The organism is Pseudomonas caspiana (genome assembly GCF_002158995.1).
GTDB lineage: Bacteria > Pseudomonadota > Gammaproteobacteria > Pseudomonadales > Pseudomonadaceae > Aquipseudomonas > Aquipseudomonas caspiana.
Genome location: NZ_LOHF01000001.1, coordinates 198,503 through 218,623, shown reverse-complemented (window position 1 = coordinate 218,623; position 20,121 = coordinate 198,503). Strand labels below are relative to the sequence as shown.

The 20,121-nt window shown below is 56.3% G+C and carries 16 protein-coding genes; 6 read left to right on the top strand and 10 right to left on the bottom strand.

Annotated elements, in window-relative coordinates:
* Positions 1–129: 129 nt before the first annotated feature.
* Positions 130–1,020: a LysR family transcriptional regulator gene (locus AUC60_RS00980; protein WP_087264122.1), complete on the bottom strand. Its 891-nt coding sequence runs from the start codon at positions 1,018–1,020 to the stop codon at positions 130–132.
* Positions 1,021–1,188: 168 nt separating this feature from the next.
* On the opposite strand from AUC60_RS00980, the gene AUC60_RS00975 reads away from it, so the two are divergent.
* On the top strand, positions 1,189–2,094 hold the full coding sequence (locus tag AUC60_RS00975) for a GntR family transcriptional regulator (protein ID WP_087264121.1): 906 nt from the start codon (positions 1,189–1,191) through the stop codon (positions 2,092–2,094).
* On the opposite strand, the gene AUC60_RS00970 is transcribed toward AUC60_RS00975, so the two are convergent.
* Positions 2,081–3,151: an isocitrate/isopropylmalate dehydrogenase family protein gene (locus AUC60_RS00970; protein ID WP_087264119.1), complete on the bottom strand. Its 1,071-nt coding sequence runs from the start codon at positions 3,149–3,151 to the stop codon at positions 2,081–2,083. The genes AUC60_RS00975 and AUC60_RS00970 overlap by 14 nt on opposite strands.
* 219 nt (positions 3,152–3,370) lie before the next feature.
* On the opposite strand from AUC60_RS00970, the gene AUC60_RS00965 reads away from it, so the two are divergent.
* Entirely contained in the window at positions 3,371–4,051 is a 681-nt protein-coding gene (locus tag AUC60_RS00965) for an aspartate/glutamate racemase family protein (protein WP_087264116.1), read from the top strand.
* A gap of 93 nt (positions 4,052–4,144) precedes the next feature.
* On the opposite strand, the gene AUC60_RS00960 is transcribed toward AUC60_RS00965, so the two are convergent.
* The 3 genes from AUC60_RS00960 to phbB all read right to left on the bottom strand — a co-directional run bounded on the left by AUC60_RS00960 (position 4,145) and on the right by phbB (position 7,433).
* Positions 4,145–5,128 (bottom strand): GntR family transcriptional regulator, encoded by a 984-nt coding sequence (locus AUC60_RS00960; RefSeq protein ID WP_087264114.1) that lies wholly within the window; start codon positions 5,126–5,128, stop codon positions 4,145–4,147.
* 111 nt (positions 5,129–5,239) lie between these two features.
* Positions 5,240–6,565, bottom strand: a complete 1,326-nt coding sequence (locus AUC60_RS00955; RefSeq protein WP_087264112.1) for a CitMHS family transporter — start codon at positions 6,563–6,565, stop codon at positions 5,240–5,242.
* 124 nt (positions 6,566–6,689) lie between these two features.
* Positions 6,690–7,433, bottom strand: a complete 744-nt coding sequence (gene phbB, locus AUC60_RS00950; RefSeq protein ID WP_087264110.1) for an acetoacetyl-CoA reductase — start codon at positions 7,431–7,433, stop codon at positions 6,690–6,692.
* A 297-nt stretch (positions 7,434–7,730) separates the two neighbouring features.
* Here phbB and AUC60_RS00945 point away from each other — a divergent pair, with 297 nt between their 5' ends.
* Positions 7,731–8,165 carry a DUF4174 domain-containing protein gene (locus tag AUC60_RS00945; RefSeq protein ID WP_087264109.1) on the top strand — a complete coding sequence of 145 codons (435 nt, stop codon included), beginning with the start codon at positions 7,731–7,733 and terminating at the stop codon, positions 8,163–8,165.
* Positions 8,166–8,184: 19 nt separating this feature from the next.
* On the opposite strand, the gene AUC60_RS00940 is transcribed toward AUC60_RS00945, so the two are convergent.
* The 3 genes from AUC60_RS00940 to AUC60_RS00930 all read right to left on the bottom strand — a co-directional run bounded on the left by AUC60_RS00940 (position 8,185) and on the right by AUC60_RS00930 (position 11,472).
* The gene (locus tag AUC60_RS00940) at positions 8,185–9,390 is read right to left on the bottom strand and encodes an MFS transporter (protein WP_087264108.1); all 1,206 of its coding nucleotides are present in this window, start codon (positions 9,388–9,390) and stop codon (positions 8,185–8,187) included.
* A 158-nt stretch (positions 9,391–9,548) separates the two neighbouring features.
* The gene (locus AUC60_RS00935) at positions 9,549–10,337 is read right to left on the bottom strand and encodes an SDR family NAD(P)-dependent oxidoreductase (RefSeq protein WP_087264106.1); all 789 of its coding nucleotides are present in this window, start codon (positions 10,335–10,337) and stop codon (positions 9,549–9,551) included.
* A 52-nt stretch (positions 10,338–10,389) separates the two neighbouring features.
* Positions 10,390–11,472, bottom strand: a complete 1,083-nt coding sequence (locus AUC60_RS00930; protein ID WP_087264104.1) for an alkene reductase — start codon at positions 11,470–11,472, stop codon at positions 10,390–10,392.
* Positions 11,473–11,603: 131 nt separating this feature from the next.
* Here AUC60_RS00930 and AUC60_RS00925 point away from each other — a divergent pair, with 131 nt between their 5' ends.
* Complete coding sequence (locus AUC60_RS00925; RefSeq protein WP_087264100.1) at positions 11,604–12,191, top strand: TetR/AcrR family transcriptional regulator; 588 nt, start codon at positions 11,604–11,606, stop codon at positions 12,189–12,191.
* 134 nt (positions 12,192–12,325) lie between these two features.
* On the opposite strand, the gene AUC60_RS00920 is transcribed toward AUC60_RS00925, so the two are convergent.
* The gene (locus AUC60_RS00920; RefSeq protein ID WP_087264098.1) at positions 12,326–13,522 is read right to left on the bottom strand and encodes a GGDEF domain-containing protein; all 1,197 of its coding nucleotides are present in this window, start codon (positions 13,520–13,522) and stop codon (positions 12,326–12,328) included.
* Positions 13,523–13,652: 130 nt separating this feature from the next.
* Positions 13,653–15,677 (bottom strand): methyl-accepting chemotaxis protein, encoded by a 2,025-nt coding sequence (locus AUC60_RS00915; RefSeq protein ID WP_087264096.1) that lies wholly within the window; start codon positions 15,675–15,677, stop codon positions 13,653–13,655.
* Between the two features lie 542 nt (positions 15,678–16,219).
* Between AUC60_RS00915 and AUC60_RS00910 the strand changes: the two genes are divergently transcribed.
* Complete coding sequence (locus tag AUC60_RS00910) at positions 16,220–18,646, top strand: TonB-dependent receptor plug domain-containing protein (protein ID WP_238599489.1); 2,427 nt, start codon at positions 16,220–16,222, stop codon at positions 18,644–18,646.
* 226 nt (positions 18,647–18,872) lie between these two features.
* Positions 18,873–20,114, top strand: a complete 1,242-nt coding sequence (gene mexE, locus AUC60_RS00905) for a multidrug efflux RND transporter periplasmic adaptor subunit MexE (RefSeq protein WP_087264093.1) — start codon at positions 18,873–18,875, stop codon at positions 20,112–20,114.
* The last annotated feature ends 7 nt before the right edge of the window (positions 20,115–20,121 follow it).

Here is a 20,121-nt window from a genome sequence, read left to right as displayed (position 1 = left end):
TATAATATCCGCGCTGTCGTTCGAGGGCTCACTCGCTCACCGCTGGTGGGTGAATACTAGAATTGGCCGTCTGTGATGAAAATTGATGTATTACCAAGCCTTCGTTCTCCAGCGGAGAACGCTGCTCGCTCATGTCTGGGTTTGTTTCAGGTTATCGATCAGGGTTTTCAAGGTCGGTGATGCCGCCTCGTATTTGCGAAAAGCCAGCAGCAATGTGCGCTGTGCCCATGGCTCATCGAGCGTGACAGCCTTGAGCTTGTGGCTGCGCAGATAGGGCTGCAGCACAGTGCGTGGGAGGATCGCCAGTCCCAGTCCGTTAGAGACCATTCGGCACATGCAATCAAAACTGCTGATGCGGATTCGCAGCTTCAGTGCCTTGCCAAGCTTGTCGGCTTCGCTGGTCAACAGGCTGTGCACCGAGCTTTCCAGGTGCGGCCCGATAAATTCGTGCTCAAGCACTTCACTAAAGTGGATGCTCTTTTGGCTGGCCAGCGGATGACCCTGCGGGACCACCAGCGTCAACTCATCACGCCGATAAGGCGTCGTTTCCAGGCCTTGGGCTGAGGTATGGTCGGCAATGATGCCCAAGTCAGCGCGCCCGTCGGCGACTGCACGCACAACGGCCGAACCTACCCGCTCCTCGATATCGAACTTGATTTGCGGATAGGTCGCGACAAAACGAGCGATGTCGCCCGGCAAGAACTGAGAAAGCGCGGATGTAATGGCGTGAATGCGCACATGGCCTTTGACGCCTGAAGCGTAGTCACCCAACTCGTTATCCAGGCTGGCGAGGGTTTGTTTCAGCTGACGGGCATAGAACAACATCGACTGACCAGCCGGAGTAAGATCGACGCCGCGTGCGTTGCGTATCAATAGTTCAGAACCCGCCTGGGCTTCCAGTTCGGTAACGCGCTTGCTGACTGCCGAAACAGCCAGATGCTTGAGTCGTGCCGCACGGGTCAGGTTGCGCTCCTCGGCAACGCTGATGAAAATGTCCAGGCTGATCAGGTCGTATCGCATTGGCATTCCTCTTGGCCGGTAACATTCAACTCTGAGTACAAATACGCGCCGTGCCGTGTCGCCATTTTGTATGTCGACACAACACAATACAATATTATTTTGCGGCCGCGTCGAAGCGTGGCTTGAATGCCTGCGAGGGCAACAGCCTGACCAACCGGTGTAGTGGAAATGCCATCAAGTGTATTAGTGCAGCGCATCGTGACTCAGCTGCAACACCGCATTCAGAGCGGAGAAGTCGCCGTGGGCAGCCACATGAGCGCGCAGAAGATTGCGGATGAATTCCAGGTGTCGCGCTCACCGGCTCGTGAAGCGCTGGTCACTCTTGCTGATCAAGGCCTGCTTGATCAACAACCCAATCGTGGTTTTTTTGTTCTTGCGCCTGGGCAGCACGCCTCCCCTGCTCTGCCTTGTGCATTGGAGGAGCCTGAAGCCTATTACCAGTTGTCCGAAGACTGGTTGAACGACCGCATCCCGCAGGATGTGACCGAGCCGTTCGTGCGTGAACGCTATGGGTTGAGCAAGGCGCAAGCCAGCGACATTCTCAACCGCGCCGCCACGGTCGGCTGGGCACAACCCAAACCGGGTTATGGCTGGCGCTTTTCTGAAGTTGCCAAAACCCGGCAATCCTTGAATCAGATCTATAACCTGCGGCTGCTGATCGAGCCTGCCGGTCTCCTCGAACCGACGTTCCAGAACGATCCACTGATGTTGCGCAAGCTCGGCAGTGAGCAGCAGCAGTTATTGCGCGGAGGGATTGAAACGCTGCCGGCCGATGCGCTGTTGCGCACCGGCATGCGTTTTCACGAAGAGCTGATGAGAATGTCCGGCAACTCGATGTACCACATGGTGCTGGTGCAAATGAACAACATGCGACGCCTGATCGAATACCGGGCCATGGTGGATCGCAAGCGCTACTACCAGCAGTGCGAGGAGCATCTGCAGATCATCGCGCTGGTGGAACAGGGAGACAATCAGGCAGCGTCCGAGCTGATGAAACGCCACCTGACCGGTTCGCTGGCACGTAAATCACCTGTGTTGCAGCAATTTGCCGAGGCAGCAGTCAGCCCTGAATGACCGCAGCCACAGCCTCACCAAACCCTCTGCAACCCAGAGTGCCGCCCAAGTCAAAGGTCCGGGTAGCCGGGTTTTCCAGCACCACATCGACGGCACGGTCCATCGCCAGGCCGGCCTCGACCAGAGCGCTGTGCTGATGGCGCTCGCCCATCCACTGCAACAGCATGGCCACCGACAGAATCATCGACACCGGGTTGGCCTTGTCCTGCCCGGCAATGTCCGGCGCGGAGCCGTGTTGAGCCTGCGCCGCGCAGTGCACATCACTGGCCATGATTGAGCCGGCCAGGCCAAGGCTGCCGGACAACTCGCTGGCCAGATCGCTGAGAATATCGCCATAGAAATTGGTGGCAACCAGTACATCGAAGCGTTCCGGATTGCGCACCAGATGCGCGGTGGACGCATCTACCAGGAGATCGTCGAGCACGACGTCAGGAAACTCCTTCGCCACCGTTCGGACGGCTTCGAGAAACAAGCCATCGGTCATGTGAAAGCTGTTGGCTTTATGGATAGCGGTAACCTTTTTATTACGCTTCATCGCCAGCTCGAACGCGCGCCGAGCAATGCGTTCGCTGCAATGGCGAGTGATCTTGCGGGTTGAAAGCGCCATATCAGGGCTGGGCATGACCTCACCCCAGCCCTTGCTCATATTGCGATCAGGATAAAAGCCTTCAGTTGCCTCGCGCATGATCACCAGATCCATGCGCTTGCCTTCCTTCATATTCGACGTCAGGAACGATCGGGTACGTGCCGGACGAACATTGGCGTACAAATCCAGCCCGATCCGGAAACCGGCCGACACGTTACGCCCCCCTTTTTCCGGTACCGGATAATCTGCGTGGGATTGAGTCCCGAGAATGATCCCGTCGTAATTTCCAGCCTTGAGCAGAGTTTCGTCACGCAACGTAGTGCCGTGCTTTTCCAGGCTGGCGAAACCGACGTCGTCATAGTCGAACGTCAGGTCGAGGGCAAACTTCGCGTTCACGACCTCGAGCACACACATGGATGATTCAATGATTTCAGGACCGATGCCGTCGCCGGGCAAAACCAGAATACGCATAACCTTCTCCTTCTTGTTTGCATTGGCTGAGATGTCGATGACCGCTTCCGATATGTATCTACGAATCACAAAATACAATAAAACTTAGTATCCCGGGTTCGTTGAATCCATCTACATCCCAAAAAAGACCGCTTGCAGGCGGACGCCAAAGAATTGCATTTTATATAGTTAATATGCAATCTGCTCACGCGTAATTTTTGCTGCTCAGGAGGCAAAGTGATGCCCGGCGCACGTATTTTTCTGATTCACGCAACTCCGCTGGCGATTGTGCCCATCACCGACGCCTTCAAAAGGCACTGGCCTGAGGCGCAGCTGGCTAATCTGCTGGATGATTCTCTGTCCAAAGATCTGTCTTTAACAGGCGAATTGGCCGAGGCGCTGATACAGCGATCCCTCAGCCTGGCCCAATACGCCGAGTCAGCCGGTGCAGACGCAATACTCTTCACCTGCTCGGCGTTCGGTGCCGCTATCGACGCCTGCAAGCATGCCGTCTCAATCCCGGTATTGAAACCCAACGAGGCAATGATTGATCGTGCGCTTGGTTCGGCGTCGCGTATCGCGCTGTTGGCCACATTCGAACCGGCCATCGCACCCATGCTTGAAGAATTCAAGACTGCGTCAATAGCCGCCGACACGCCTCCGCAGATCACCACACACGTTGTTGCAGGTGCCTTTCAGGCGCTTCAAGATGGGGACATTGAACGCCATGACCGCAAAATCGCGAATGTCGCCAATGCGATTGAAGGCTGTGACGTGATCTGCTTTGCGCAGTTTTCCATGACCAGTGCGGCTGGAACAGTCCGGTCAGAAAGCGGAAAGCCGGTGCTGACCACCCCTGACAGCGCCGTGATACGGCTGAGGGAGTTGCTGGAACTCCTTGCACCTGCAGGTGTGGCCTAAGGCTAGATTCTCAGCCCTCTGCAGATCTCATCAGAAAACTACAACTAACTGAATTGGAATACTTTTCTGTGGGTGCTTGGTGGAGGTGAATCATCAAACCGAAGAAGAAGCAGCACTTTCTCTTGCTCGCTTTTCGGCTTCATCCCGCGCCTCTTTCTCCGTCTTCTGTCGGCCGACGATATCAAGGTGATGACGCAGGAAGCCGGCAGCGGCTTCGCACTTGCCGCTCTCGATCAAATCCAGTAACTGGATATGCTCGGTGGACTGGATGATCAGACGCTGACGATCCAGGTTGGCCTTGTAGGCCATGAAGCGGCGCAGCTGGTTTTGTCGACGGATGGCCTCAAGAAAAAACGCATTTCCGGAGCAGCGCACGATCAGCTCATGCAGTTGGGCGTTAATGTGGAACAACTGCGATCTGGAGAGGCTGAAAATATCACCATCAAGCAGCTGTTGCTGTAACGCCCTTGCCTTGGCAAAAGCGGCCTTGTCGACCTTATAACCAGGTTCAAGCAGCGCCGCCGGTTCAATCGCCATACGAAAACGATAGCTTTGAATATGCGCGCTGGAGTCATGCAGAAACGCGTTGATTTCCCAGCCTTGGCCAGGCTTGCGCTCAATCATCGCTTCGTTGGCCAGCCGATTGAGAACTTTGAGTAACTGACCGCGAGGCACATCGTACTTACGCAGCAGTTCCGCCTCGAAAAACGAGGTGGGGATATCGCCACTAAGCACGTCATCGACGACGCGCAGGTAAAAATCTTCAAAAGGATCGACATCCAACGGCAGCTTGGCCGTATCAATCCCTCGAGCGTCGCAGGTCAGGAAATAACCGCGATTCTGTTCCCGGCGAGCAATACCCAGCTCTTCGAGCAAGGCAAAACAGCGGCGAATCGGTGATCGGGAAACCCCAAGCTCCTTGGCGAAAGATTCTTCGCGCAATGGGTCGCCGCTGCGCATTGATCGAGCGCGCGCCATATCGACGATTTTCGGTGCCAGTTGCTCCGCCAGATCGGACTTGATCCGAGGCTTTGTCTTGCCGTGTTCAGGGGCTGAGGCTACACCGGTAGAGTTCATGATCGCTCGTGAAGATGGGGGATTGTACGCAAAGGGTCGGCTTAATCAGCCGACCCCGCCAAAATACCACAGCTCATTTGCCGAGACATCCTGACAACCCGCGCCAGCTGCTCACGGGAACATCGAGAACGCGCCAGTCGCTGCCATCGCGCCCATGATCAGGAAGCTCAGCGCGAACGCCCACTTCATGGTGTATTTCTGATGATCGCTGAACTCGACACCGGCCAGCCCGCACAGCAGATAAGTGGAGGCCACCAGCGGACTCAGCAAATGCACCGGAGAGCCAATCAGCGACGCCCGGCCAATCTCGGCATGGCTGATGCCATACGCCTCGGCTGCCTTGGCAAGCACTGGCAGCACACCATAATAGAACGCGTCGTTGGACATGAAGAACGTGCCGGGGATACTGGCCAGCGCGGTAATCGGTGCCATGTAGGGCCCCCAGGTTTCAGGCAGCATCGCCAGAAAGCTCCCCGACATGGCGTTGACCATCCCGGTACCGGACAGAATTCCGGCGAGAATCCCCGCAGCAAGAAAGATCGCGATCTGGTTCAGCGCTGTCGGTGCATGGGCAGCGATGCGCCGACGCTGGTCGGCCATATGCGGGTAGTTAATGACCAGCCCGACCGAGAACGCGACCATGAACAGAATGGCCAAAGGTAACCATTCCATGACGAGCCCGGCCATTAACGCAATGGTCAGCGCCGCATTGAGCCAGAACATCTTGGGACGACGTAGCTCGGCGTCTTCCTGAGACATCGCAGGCATTCCAGTGGCATCGTCATCGAAATCTGAACCTTCTACATCATCTGGCAAACTGAGTTTGCCCAGACGCGACCTCTCGCGAACGCCGATATACCAGGCCAGACACATAACCCCGATAAAGCCGATGATCATCGCCGGAATAATTGGCTGGAACAGTTCCGAAGTTTCCACTTGTAGCGACGCCGCCGCCCGAGCCAACGGGCCGCCCCACGGCAACAGATTGGTAACGCTGGCGGCAAGGATGATGACGCAGGTCATCGCCAACAGATTCAAACGCAAGCGCTTGAACAGCGGCAGCATGGCGGTCACCGTGATCATGTAGGTGGTCGAGCCATCACCATCGAGCGAGACCATGCCAGCCAGCAGTGTGGTGAAGACCACCGCTTTGACCGGGTCGCCCTTGATGATCTTCAAAAAGGCGCGAATTACCGGATCGAACAGCCCGGTGTCAAACATCATCCCGAAATACAGGATGGCGAACATGACCATGATGGCCGTCGGCGCGACTTTTTTCAGGCCGTCGATCATCATCGTATCCATCGTCGAGCCGAAGCCCCCGAGAAGGGCAAAAATGATCGGAACGATGGTCAGCGCAACCAGCGGAGAGAGGCGCTTGGTCATGATCAGCGCCATGAAGGTTACGATCATGCCGTAACCGAGAATTGACAGCATATGTATTTCCTCGACTAGAAGTACATTTGTTTTTATGGTTTGGCGCAGAGGCGCTTCGAGAACTACATGCCATGAAACAGGGTGGACAGGCCGATCAGGCGGTTTTACTACCCCAAAACGGCAATCAGCTCATGTGCAGGCCGCCATTAATGGAAAAATCTGCGCCATTGGCATAGCCGGATTCCTCCGAGGCCAGCCATGAGCAGATCGAAGCGATTTCCTCTGGCGTGCCCAGGCGTCGGGTTGGAACTTCACGAATCAAACGATCCATCGCATCAACCGTGGTGACGGCCTTGAGCTTGGGGGTGGCGATATACCCCGGAGAAACGGTGTTCACAGTCACACCACGCGAGCCCACTTCCTTGGCCAAGGCACGGGTGAAGCCGCGAATGGCGGATTTGGCGGTCGAATAGTTGACCTGACCGACCTGCCCTAGCTGGGCATTGACCGAAGAGATATTGATCACTCTGCCCCAGCCGCGACTGACCATAGCGTCGATGACCTGCCGGGTTACGTTAAACAGGGAATTGAGGTTGGTGTTGATCACCGCTTGCCAGTCGCTTGGCTGCATATCGCGAAACATCACATTGCGAGCGGTTCCGGCATTGTTGATCAGCACATCGATCGGCCCGACATCTTTAAGGATTTTCTGGAAAGCAATCTGACAAGATCCCCAGTCGGCGACGTCGCCTTCTGACGCGATAAAGCTGAAGCCTTGTTGCTTCTGCTCGTCCAGCCAATTCTTTTTAAGCGGCGAGTTCGGCCCGCAGCCCACCACGACGGTAAAACCATCTCTTGCCAGGCGCTGACAGACAGCAGTCCCAAGAGCCCCCATACCAGCGGTGACATAAGCGATGCGTTTAGTCATGTGAAGCACTCCATTTGTTTTTGTAGGGGAGTTTTTATGAAAACAACTGTCGTGACAGTGCCTAATAAACGCCATACACAATTGTTTTGCAATACGACGGAGTACAATTAATTCGAATGTGTGCTTCGAGTGCCGACACAGAGCGCTAAGCAAACACTGGAAATATTTCGCGGAGTTACAACATGGTTTCATCGGCTAGCAGCTGTGCGACGTGGCGACCTTTGGTCCGTCATTGCGATCAGACCGGCAGTACTGAAGTCGAACACTTCAACATCAGCCAATGCCAAGGAGTTGCCAATGAAAAGCCTGATGACCCCACTGAGCTTGCTGTTCGTCATGGCGGGCAGCCCGGTGATGGCCGACTCCTCCAATCCCCTGGACGCTGAGCGCTGGCAGTCCCGGCCGTTGATTGTGGTAGCGCCTCACGCCAGTGATGCAAGCTGGCTTCAGTTCCAGCAGGACCTGATGAAGCCAGCCAACCGTGAGGCCTTTATCGAAAGGGAAATGGTGCTGTACACCGTGGTCGATGGCGTCGGCAAACGCAACGACCAGGCCCTGGACCCACAAGCCACGTCGGCACTACTGGGCACACTTGGCGTAAAGCCCGGTGGCCCGACCCGTTTGCTTCTGGTGGGTAAAGACGGCGGCACAAAGATTGACCAACAGGCACCGCTGGACATCAGCGCGATCTTCACGACCATCGATAAAATGCCGATGCGCCAGAACCGCTAGCCTCAATGCCGCCAGTACATCAATGACCGGTGACAACTTGACCGGAGTGCCTGTCGCCTTTTGCAAAACCATGGACTTGCGCCCGCGATGCAATGACCAGACTGAGCAGTAGCAATGCCAACAAGACCCAGGGAAAAGAACTCACCCCTGATTGACCGAGCAACACGCCGCCCAGTAGTCCACCCCCTGCAATCGCGCTGTTCCAGACAACGACGTTCATCGACAGCGCGACGTCAGCGCCCTTACCTGCCGAGTCGGCGAGCGCGGTTTGCAAAAGCGTAGCGGCGCCGCCAAACGTCAGGCCCCAGATAAACACCCCGGTATACATTGCCGGCGCAGAGTCTGAAAACAAGCCGAAGAAAACCGAAACCGCGGCGAAGGTTGCGAGACTGGCCAACACCGTCTTCCGCAAGTGACGATCAACCAGCCGTCCCGCCACCCAGATGCCTGCCAGCGCTGCGATACCAAATGCCAGCAATACCAGATCCACGTCACTCGCCAAACCGGCTTTGGTAACAAAAGGAGCAACGTAGGTATAAAGGATGTTGTGAGCCAGCATCCAAGTGAAGACCACTGCCAACACCGAGCGTACCCCAGGTGTGAAAAATACCTGACGCAAGGCCATGCGCTGCGAGGCTGACTGGCCAGGGTAATCCGGCACTTTGACCAAAACCAGGACGATCAACAGCAAGGTCAGCCCGGACATCAATGCAAACGCCATGCGCCAGCCAATGAACCCACCGACCCATGTGCCCAAAGGCACACCCAGTGACAGGGCAATGGGCGTCCCGACCATTGCCACCGCCATCGCGCGGCCCTGTAGTTGAGGGACAACCATGCGTCGTGCGTATCCGCCGATAAGGCTCCAGGCCAAACCTGCAGAAACGCCGGCGAAAAACCTTGCGATCAACGTCAGCCAGTAATTGGAAGACACGGCAGTGACAGAGTTGAAAACCAGAAAGCCGACAATCGTCAGCAGTAAGACTGTCCTGCGACGCCAGCTCTGCGTGGCAATGGTCAGTGGAATAGCTGCCAGCAGCGAACCCAATGCATAAACAGTGACCATCTGCCCTGCAAACGAGGGCGAGACCCCAAGGCCGCTGCCGATCTCAGGCAGTAAACCTGCCGGTAAAGTCTCAGTAACGATGCAAATGAAACCCGTCATCGCCAGCGCCAGTAATGCACCTAACGGCAGTTTTTCGCTCTGTTTGTCATCCGTAGTCATTTGAACCCCTCACTAATATACCGATCGGTATGAATATAGGGAGGGGTGTCTAGGCAGTCAACAACTTATGTATCGATCAGTATTTAAATAAATCCGCATTGAGGTACGCCCCCCACGCCAACGGTGCAGGGAGCATGGTCATTACGAAACCAGAACCCTCAGGCTTTGGGCTGATAGCGCTCGGCGGCATGGGCCTGGCGGATATCCGATAGCAAGCCCTGACGCGCGGCATCCAGTGCATCCCAGCGCTCTGCGACGTGCAGCGGTGGAATGGTGACGAGTTCACGCCGGTCAAACCCGACCAATGCCGCATCGACCAGCTCGTCAACCTCCATCACATCGGCGATGGTGTTGACGTCGATCCCCGCCCTCTCCCATATCTCAGTGCGCGTCGCTGCAGGCAGAACGGCCTGGACGTAAACGCCCTTGGGCGACAGCTCCACGTTCAAGCCTTGAGACAGGAACAGCACGAATGCCTTGGTGGCACCGTAAACTGTCATGCCGAACTCTGGAGCCAAACCCACTACTGAGCCGATATTGACGATTGAGCCAGTGCCCGACTGCGTAAAACGCGGTGCGACTGCGGCGGCCAGACGGGTCAGTGCGGTGATGTTAAGGGTGATCAGCTTCTCGATAGCGTCAGCACCCTGCTGGACGAAGCCGCCCGACTGAGCCATGCCAGCGTTGTTGATGAGAATGCCGATATCAGCGTCATCGCGCAGGCGGGTTTCGAGTGCAGTGAGGTCGGCGGCGCGGGTCAAGTCGGCTTGAAGCACTTCAACTGCAACGCCGTTTCCCTCGCGCAAGTGCGCTGCCAGCGCGTCAAGTCGGGTCTTGTCCCGTGCCACCAGAACCAGATCGTGACCACGGCTGGCGAAGCGTTTGGCATAGGTGGCGCCGATACCGGTAGAGGCGCCGGTGATGAGTACAGTCGCAAGCTTTGTCATGGGGAAATCCTTCAAAATGGGGTTCGATTTTTTGCTCTGATAGCCAAGAGCTTCAGTCGGAAATGCTCGGGTAGTCGGTATAACCTGCCGCGCCGCCGCCATAGAGGGTGGCTGGATTGGGCTGCGCCAGTGGCGCGCCGGTCTTCAATCGCTCGACCAGATCGGGGTTGCTGATGAAAGGACGCCCAAAGGCAAACAGGTCAGCCTTGTCAGTATTGAGGTGGGCAGTGGCGAGTTTCAGGTCGTAGCCGTTATTGGCGAGATACGTCCGCTTGAAACGGCTGCGCAGTGCGCCATAGTCGAATTCGGCCACATCACGTGGGCCACCCGTTGCCCCCTCAACCACATGCAGAAAAACAACGCCCAGACTGCTGAGTTGCTCAACGATGTACTCGTACTGCGGTTGCGGGTCGCTACTGGAAATCGCATTGGCAGGCGAAACCGGCGAGATACGCACGCCAGTCCGATCCGCTCCGATCTCTTTAACCACGGCTGTTACGACTTCCAGCAACAGACGTGAGCGATTCTCGACCGATCCGCCGTAGGCGTCGGTACGCTGGTTGGCCCCATCCTTGATGAACTGTTCCAACAAATAGCCGTTGGCCCCGTGAATCTCCACACCGTCGAATCCCGCAGCAATGGCGTTGGCAGCTGCCTGGCGAAAATCATTAACGATGCCTGGCAGTTCGGCGAGTTGAAGCGCGCGCGGCTCGGAAGTGTCGGCAAACTCATTGTTGACGAAGACTTTGGTCTGCGCCCGAATTGCTGAAGGCGCGACCGGCGACGCGCCACCCGGCTGCAAATCAACGTGGGAAACGCGGCCTACATGCCAAAGCTGCACGAAAATGCGACCGCCCTTGGCGTGCACGGCATCGGTGACCTTACGCCAGCCCGCGATTTGCTCTGGCGTGTAAAGACCGGGGGTATCCTGATAACCCTGAGCCTGCGCCGAAACTTGCGTGGCCTCGGTGATGATCAGCCCCGCCGAAGCGCGTTGGGCATAGTAAGTGGCAGCCAATTCGCCGGGGACCAGACCGGCACCTGCACGGTTACGGGTCAATGGCGCCATGACGACGCGATTGTTGAGGGTCAGATCGCCGAGAAGATAAGGTTCGAAAAGTGTTTTGTCAGACATGTGTTTTGGCTTCTGCTGTGTGAGTGGCGCCAATGATTACGATCACAATCTAAAATGTCAATCGTTTGATGTCGAACGACATCAATGTATAGTGTCGAACTCATTCCGGTACAAACCTTGTTGGATAAGCGATGAAAGTCACCAAGCAACAGGCCCAGGCGAATCGCGCGCACATCGTCGAAACCGCGTCGGCTCTTTTTCGCGAGCGCGGTTATGACGGGGTTGGCATTGCCGATCTGATGGCGGCGGCTGGCTTCACTCAGGGCGGTTTTTACAAGCACTTCGGCTCCAAGGCCGATCTGATGGCAGAGTCAGCAGCGTCCGGCATCGCCCAGTCTGCGGCGCTGACTGCAGGTGCATCGGTTCAAGAGTTCGTTGAGGTTTATCTTTCCCGCGAGCACCGCGACAACCGCGCCACTGGCTGCACGATGGCGTCGTTGTGCGCAGATGCTGCCCGCAAAGATGAGGACGTTCGCGCGACATTTTCCACAGGTATTGAAACTCAGTTGGCCGTGTTGCAAGGTGGTGCTGAGCCGCCGAACGACGCGGACTCGGCCCAGGCGCGTGCCAAACGCCTTGCCATAATGGCGCAAGCACTCGGGGCAATCGTCATGTCCCGCGCCTGCCCGGATGACTCGCCACTGGCGGATGAAATTCTTGAGGCCAGTCGCGCGGCTATTCTTGGGTCAGTGGCACCCTCTGTCGTTTCTGGCGAATAAAATTCAAAACGTTGAACTGCAATGCCTTCCAGGCTGCTTGCGAAAGATGTGAGCGCACCAGCCTGAAACACCGCCTTTGCTCCGGGACAACGCGGGGTCAAAACATGGCCGGACCCACTGTTGGCGAAACACCCTCAGGCCACGCATAGCCGGTCACGACCCGCATGCTTGGCGGCATAAAGCGCAGCGTCAGCGGCACCGATCAAGGCTCCGGCACTGACCTGAGGTGCGGCTGTAACCGCCAGCCCCAGACTGATAGTGACGCGGGCGTCTTCGCCCAGTACCGGGTGCGGAACATTGAGTGCGGCGACTGCGGCCCGTAGCTTCTCGGCTAATGTGCTGGCTTTGCTGACATCTGCGTTAATCATCAACACCAGAATCTCTTCGCCACCAAAACGAAACGTCAGCGCGCCTGAATCTGTCGCTGTCTGCTGAATAGCTTCGCTCAACAATCTCAGGCAGGTATCGCCCTGCGGGTGGCCATAGCTGTCGTTGTAGACTTTGAAGTGATCAATATCCAGCAGGATGACGGCCACGTTGGTGGGCGTATGCAAGGCGTGCTCCCAGACCGACGTGAGTACTTCGTCCTGATAACGCCGATTGAACAATTGAGTGAGCGCATCAGTGCGCGCCATCTCCATCAGTTGCACCTGCAAAAGACGTCCTCGCAGCGCGAACAGATAGCTCATGCGACTGCCCCGCTCCAGGAAATAAGACGCCATCAACAACAGCGCCACTGTCGCCACAAACAACAGCGCATTGGCTTGCCAGATCCGCAAGTCTGCGAAATCAGCAATGTAGGTCGTCACCAACTGGATGACCAACATCACGCTCATCGCAAGTGCAGCGTAACGCAACGGTAGCTGCTGGATCATCGTGCAATACACCATCAGCAACAGCATCCCCAATTGGTAGTGAAGCCTGTAAGGGCTATCGCTGTAGATCATCACCACCAACGGCATCAACGAAGCCACGACAGTACCAGTTGCCGCAACGGTTTCCAGCGCCCACCGTTGCGTCAGACGTTGAACCAGAAGCAAAAGCACGATGAACAGAGGGGTAATCAGGCACAAGCGCCCTACTGCCACATAGGTGAATACATCACGCAGTGTCAGCCAGTCGCTGATCAGGAACAGGTTGTAAACCAGCCCTCCTCCGATACCGACAATTGTGATGAACCGACGCCGCCGTTCCAGCGTTTCTGCTTCATAGCGTCGCTCAAGTTCGTCGCTGAAGCGCAATGCACGCACACCTGACGCGATGGTCTGCTCGACCTCGATCAGCGTTTGAGGATCTTTGGCGCAGGGACGATCCAGGAGGGTATTCAGCATGCGGCACCGCAACGGCAAGGGAGAATCGGTACGGATAGCTCAATTGGAGCCTGTTGCTATCCAGATAACCGCAACGATCGGAAAACAGCGATCGCTGCGGTTAGGCGTCATGAATGTCAGAGGTCAGCTTCTACATCTTGAAACGTGACACCACCATTCGTAGCTCGCCAGCCAACGTTGACAACTCGTTAGCGGTGACGGCGTTATCTTCGATCTCCTCCCTGAGTGCCTCGCTCCCGTTACGAATTTCAGTCACGTTGCGGTTGATGTCTTCAGACACGGCATGCTGCTGCACCGCCGCACTGGCGATCTGGGTGTTCATCCCGACAATTCGCTCAACACCGTTGTTGATTTCATCAAGGCTGGCTGCGGCTTGATCGGCAGACGCAATACAATCCTGCGCTCTGTGGCGTCCCGCCTTCATTTGCTCCACTGCAGCCGTCGTTGCGAGTTGCAGCTCTTGAATGATCCGACGGATTTCCTCGGTCGAATTCTGCGTGCGTGATGCGAGAGTCCGGACCTCATCAGCGACGACCGCGAAGCCACGGCCCTGCTCTCCTGCGCGGGCCGCTTCGATGGCAGCGTTCAACGCCAACAGATTGGTTTGATCAGCGATGTTGCGGATGACCTCAATTACGCCGCCGATTTCCTGACTGTGCAGCGCAAGGGCAGATACTTTCTCAGCGCTGGCTTCGACTTCATTGGCCAGCTCCTCGACAGTCAATCGAGTGTCGCGCATGACTGCCAGACCAGTGCTTGAAGCCTGGCTGGCTTGTTCCGCTGCTCGTGCGGCACCCTCGGTATTTTGCGCAACATCTGCGACGCTTGCGGTCATCTCGTTGATAGCCGTGGCCACTTGCTCAGTCTCACCCTGCTGGGAGCTCATTGACTGCTTGGCGCGATCAATAGACAAGCCCAGGCGTTGGGCAGCGTCTGATACCGAATGTGAGCTCTGCTCAACCTGAGTCAACGACGTGCTGAACGCCTGCGCCATGTGGTTAAGGCCATTGCCGATGTCTGCCATCTCATCTTTACCCTGCACTTTTGCGCGAGCGGTGAGGTCACCTTGGGCAATGAGTTGGGTAGCACTCAGTACATCCTGGATAGCACGGCGCATAGACGTGTAGATACCAGCGAATGAATAGATCAGTAGCAGACTCATAAAGGCTAACGCTGCCAATATCAGCGATCTTTCCGCTGATTTTTCGCCGATTCTCTTCTCCAGCAAAGCCGACAGCGATTCCTGCAGCATGTCCTGGGCCTTATACAAATCGGCGACCACAGCGTTACCTTTTGCGGGCAGGTCCTGCACCCCGCTGATGGTGTCGTTCGTCGAGCGCGTTAACGCTTCAACATCGTTGCGAAAACTGTCGAGGTTCGACAGTGCGTTGGTGACAGGCAGCTGGATGGTGTCAGCAAGAGCAGGTTCTTTGCGACGCAAGAGACTGATGCTCTGCTGGAGCTCTGTGCGTATCTGGGCTTCTTGCTTGAGCAGTGATTGCAATGCAGAGCGGGTGCTTTCAGTTAACGGCTGTCCGTTGCGCAACCCACTGGACAAGCCTCGTAGTTGCCCCACAACGTTGATTTGTCGAGGCAATCTGATGGTGCTTTGATCAATCATGAACAGCGACGCGTAATCCTCATCCAGCACCATGCCCGACGTGGCTGAAACGAAATAGATGAAATTCAGTGTCTGAGTGAGCTGATCGTTCCACTCATCAAACGCCTTTGCCTGATTGGCATCGGGCTTGACCTGATCAATGAGCCGCTGAGCCCCAGCGCGTAAACGCTGCACTCGGTCGCCGGTTTCCAGCGCCACGTTGTATTGCCGGTCAGTCGACTCAAGCCTGGAAAATGCTTCCAGAAGCTTCGCCTGGTTGGCGGTGAAATCAGCTTGAGCAGTGGGGTCACCACTCAGCAATCGGTTGGTCAGTGCACGTTGCATCATCGACAGTCTAAGGACGGGTGTTACATCCATCAAATAGCGCTGGCCAAGCTGTTCTGAATGCACCCCATCAATGCGTTCATTGATCTGGTGGACTATTCGAGCAGCAAGGAGTGACAACGCGATTAGAACAGTGAATGCAAGCAGTGCAAATTTTGCAGAAAAGCGTAAACGGCTGGACAGGTAAACGGCAGGAGCAAGGATGTTCATAGGATTCTCACAGCCCTGGTGGGCAATTTTCTATTGGGGTGAGAACTATCCGTTTCTCTTATAAGGGACTTCTTTGACCCCTTTTCAACGCACTTGAAAGCAAGGCATGACAAGCGCAACCCAGGTAATGGCCATGAGACATCACAAAGGTCAAAGCTCCGACTCGTAAGGCCTGTAGAAAGTTGCGTGGATATTCGTTGTTTCGGCAATATTTCGATTTTTATTGAATTTCATCGACGAGTGGCTATATGCCAGCGCTTTTTTCCTGACCTGATAGACATCTTTTTCCGTACAGAATCCATGGGCATAGGAAAGGCCCCATAACAGCGCTTACTATCAGATTATTTAATCTATTATCAGGATATGATACCAATAAAGAATAATATCCATATTCCAAAACGGCATTTCCAGCGGTTTTATTATGCAAATACTATCCAGCGCAGACGACATCGTTCCTGCTATCACTCTTTCCCATCAGGCTAATTAATCTGCACCCTCGCCACGGGCCAGTGCCAGTTCAATGGACACCGCCCGATATGACAATGACGCTTGCAACAAGTCCCGCCAAAACGTATCCGCTTTCAACACTCACCGCTGCGTTATTGCTTGGGGCATTCTCGCCACTCGTCGAGGCCGCCAGCGACGAATCGACCCTCAGTACCGTGACGGTGATTTCCACGGGGGTACGTGGACAACAGCGGACGGTGGCGGACAGCCCGGCGCCTATCGACATCATTAACAGTGATCAACTCCTCAAGACTGGCCGCGCAGAACTCTCTGAGGCCATCGCCAAACTGCTGCCCTCTTTCAATTTTGGAACCAATATCGCGGGCTACAACTCGGTGACACGGCCGCTGAGCAATCGAAGCCTGGGCCCGGCTTATACGCTGGTGCTGGTTAACGGCAAGCGCCGGCACAATGGCGCAGTGGGCCAGCGAGGCTCAATCGATAACAGCGGTGCCAACGCAGTGGACATCGATCTGATCCCGGTCAGTGCTGTGGACCACATCGAAGTGCTCAAGGACAGTGCTGCAGCTCAGTACGGCTCCGACGCGGTTGCCGGTGTGATCAACATTATTCTCAAGTCCGGCGATTCCGGCGGACACTATGAAAGCACTTACGGCAAGTTATTTTCGGGTGCGGGTAAGACCCTCAAGATCGCGGGTGACCAAGGCTTTACCCTCGGCGAAAAAGGCTTTTTCCATTTTTCTGCCGACGCCCGCAAACGGGGTGAGGCCTCGTGGAACGACAAGGCGGACAGCAGCGTTCGAGCGTTCAGTGACCCGGCAAAAGAAGCAGCCTGGGATCGCGTCGCCATCAAGAATGGCGATCCGGATCTGAAAGCCTTCAACCTGGCTTACAACGCCGAATTGCCGCTGGAAGATCTGACGCTGTATTCCTTCACCACTTATGGCGAGCGCGACGCCGAGGCGGCTAACTATTTTCGCCTGCCCACCGGCACAGCATCGGTCCCCGAGGTTTTCCCAGACGGTTATTACCCGCTGAACAACATCAAGGATACCGATTACCAGTTTCTGTTCGGTGGCAAGGGCGAGCTCGCCGACTGGAACTGGGACCTGAGCACGACCTACGGACGTAACAACGTGCATCACTCCAGCGACCTGAATATCAACCCGTCGCTGGGCACTGCGTCCCCTACCAGGTTCGACAATCTAGCGACATTTCGCTTTGAACAATGGGTCAACAATCTGGACTTCACCCGTCGCTACGACAGCCTGTTTCAGTTGACCTCGCCGGTTCAGGTATCAGCCGGCCTCGAACATCGCTGGGAACGTTTCAGCACCTTCGCTGGCGATCCGGAGGCCTACATTACTGGCACCTATCCGGCGGCATCAGGGGCTCAAGCGGCAGTGACCATTCGCCCGGAGGATGAGGTCAACCTGATTCGCAATAACTATGCGGGCTACCTGGACCTGGGCTTCGATCTGACTGATCGTTGGTTTCTGGACGTCGCCGGGCGGGTTGAACATTACGACGACGATTCAGGCAATACCTTTGGCCTGAAAGTGAACTCCCGTTACGAACTGACCGACACGGTTGCCGTACGGGGCACTGTTGGCACCGGCTTCCGGGCGCCCTCCCTGACCCAGATTGGTTACACCGTTGCGGACAATCGGGTCGCTGTCGATGTGAACGGCAACGTGGTCCCGGCCGTGACCCGTCTTACCCCGTCAGGCAGCAACCTGGCCGCAGCGTTGGGCGGCGATGATCTGAAACCGGAGAAGTCGCGCAACCTCGGGTTGGGGCTGACCTGGCAACCGGCACCGCGAACCAGCGTTACGGCGGATGCTTACCTGATCGACATTGATGATCGAATCGCACTGACCAGCAACATTTATGATCAGGGCAACGGCGTTATCAACGGCGTCCTCAGCGCTCAAGGCGTGCCCTCAGGAACCTGGGTCAACTATTACACCAACGCGTTCGACACCCGCACGCGTGGCCTGGATATCGTCGCCGACCACACCACGCCGCTGGATGCCTTTGGAGAAGTGCGCTGGAGTCTTGGGTTCAACTGGAACAAAACCACGATTGAAGGCGTTCGTGATACGCCCGCGGCGCTGGCCAATTCCGGGGTAACCCTGGTAGGTCGTGATCGCGAGGGCGACCTGACCGAAGCGTCACCCAAGACCAAATGGATTCTGGGCGCCAACTGGAAGGTTGACGATCTGGCGGTAAACCTGCAGACCAGCCGTTACGGCGCAGTGAAAACGCTGGCGGTTAACCCCAGCGGCGACCGCAGTTTTGGTGCCAAATGGATAACCGATCTGGATGTCAGCTACACCTTTATTGACCAACTGACGGTAAGCATCGGCGGGACCAATATCTTTGACGTACGGCCATCCAAAAATGCTGTTTACAGCAACCTCGGCCTTGCACCGTATGGTAACCCGCCGTTCTATCCGGGTGGCGGTTACTGGTACACCAAACTGGCTTATGATTTTTGATTTGGTTGGTGATACTGCGCTACTGATCTGCGAATGAGCTTTTGCGGGGGCTGAGCTTGCTCAGCTCCCACAAAATTCTACGTACCCTCGCAAACCATCGGATTATTACTGCCCGAGAGATACTCAATATCATTCCGAATGATATTAACTTTTGTTTCATTCGATTCGTGCAATACCACCCTCAAGAACAGAATCCGCCCATCTTAATATTCCGGCGGACAATCCCATGGCTCAGAAATTCAATCAATTGCGCTTCCCCCTGGCCGCATTGGCGCTGGTGGTGATCAGCGCTTGCGGCGGATCGCCTGAAGCGACGGTCGCGCCTGCTGCCGCTAAAGTCAGCGTCGCCAAGGTGCTGGAACAACCCGTCAACGAGTGGGATGAGTTCACAGGGCGCCTGGAAGCACCGGAAACCGTAGAAATCCGCCCTCGGGTATCCGGCCAGATCGATGCTGTCGCTTTCACCGACGGCGCACTGGTCAAGAAAGGTGATGTGCTGTTCCAGATCGATCCCCGCCCGTTCCAGTCAGAAGTTCGCCGCCTCGAAGCTCAACTGCAACAGGTTCGCGCCACTGCAAACCGCAGTGAAAACGAAGCCCAGCGCGGTGAACGCCTGCGCACCAACAACGCCATTTCCGCCGAACTGGCTGACTCTCGCACCACCACCGCACAAGAAGCCCGCGCCGGTGTAGCGGCCATCCAGGCGCAACTGGACCTGGCGAAACTGAACCTGAGCTTCACTCGCGTGACATCGCCGATCAGTGGCCGTGTCAGCCGCGCCGAAATCACTGCTGGCAACATCGTCACCGCCGACGTCACCCCGCTGACCAGTGTGGTTTCCACCGACAAGGTCTACGCCTACTTCGACGCCGATGAGCGTGTCTTCCTTAAATACACGGAGCTGGCTCGCAAAGGCCAACGCGGCCAGACCACCCCGGTGTATCTGGGTCTATCCAATGAAGTCGGCAACCCGCATCAGGGCCAGATGAACTTCGTCGACAACCAGGTCAACCCGCGTACCGGCACCATCCGCGGTCGCGCTGTGTTCGACAACAGCGACGGCAGCTTCACCCCAGGCCTGTACGCCCGGGTCAAACTGGTCGGCAGCGGCACCTACTCTGCAATCCTGATCAATGATGAAGCCGTGGGCACCGACCTGGGCAAGAAGTTCGTGCTCGTCGTGGGCCAGGACAACAAGCCGGCGTATCGCCCGGTTGAGCTGGGTCCGAAAGTCGAAGGTCTGCGCATCGTGCGCAGCGGCCTGAGCAAAGACGACACCATCGTGGTCAAGGGCCTGCAACGCGTCCGCCCTGGTCAGCCGGTCACACCGGAAGAGACCCCGATGGCCAGCGCCGAGACGCTCGCTGCGCTGCTCAAACAACGCCAGGCTCTGGAAGCCAGCAACTTGCCGCAAGTGAAGCCTAAAGCACCTGAAAAAGTTGCCGGCATCTCCGCGCCACGCGGTTAAGGGAAAA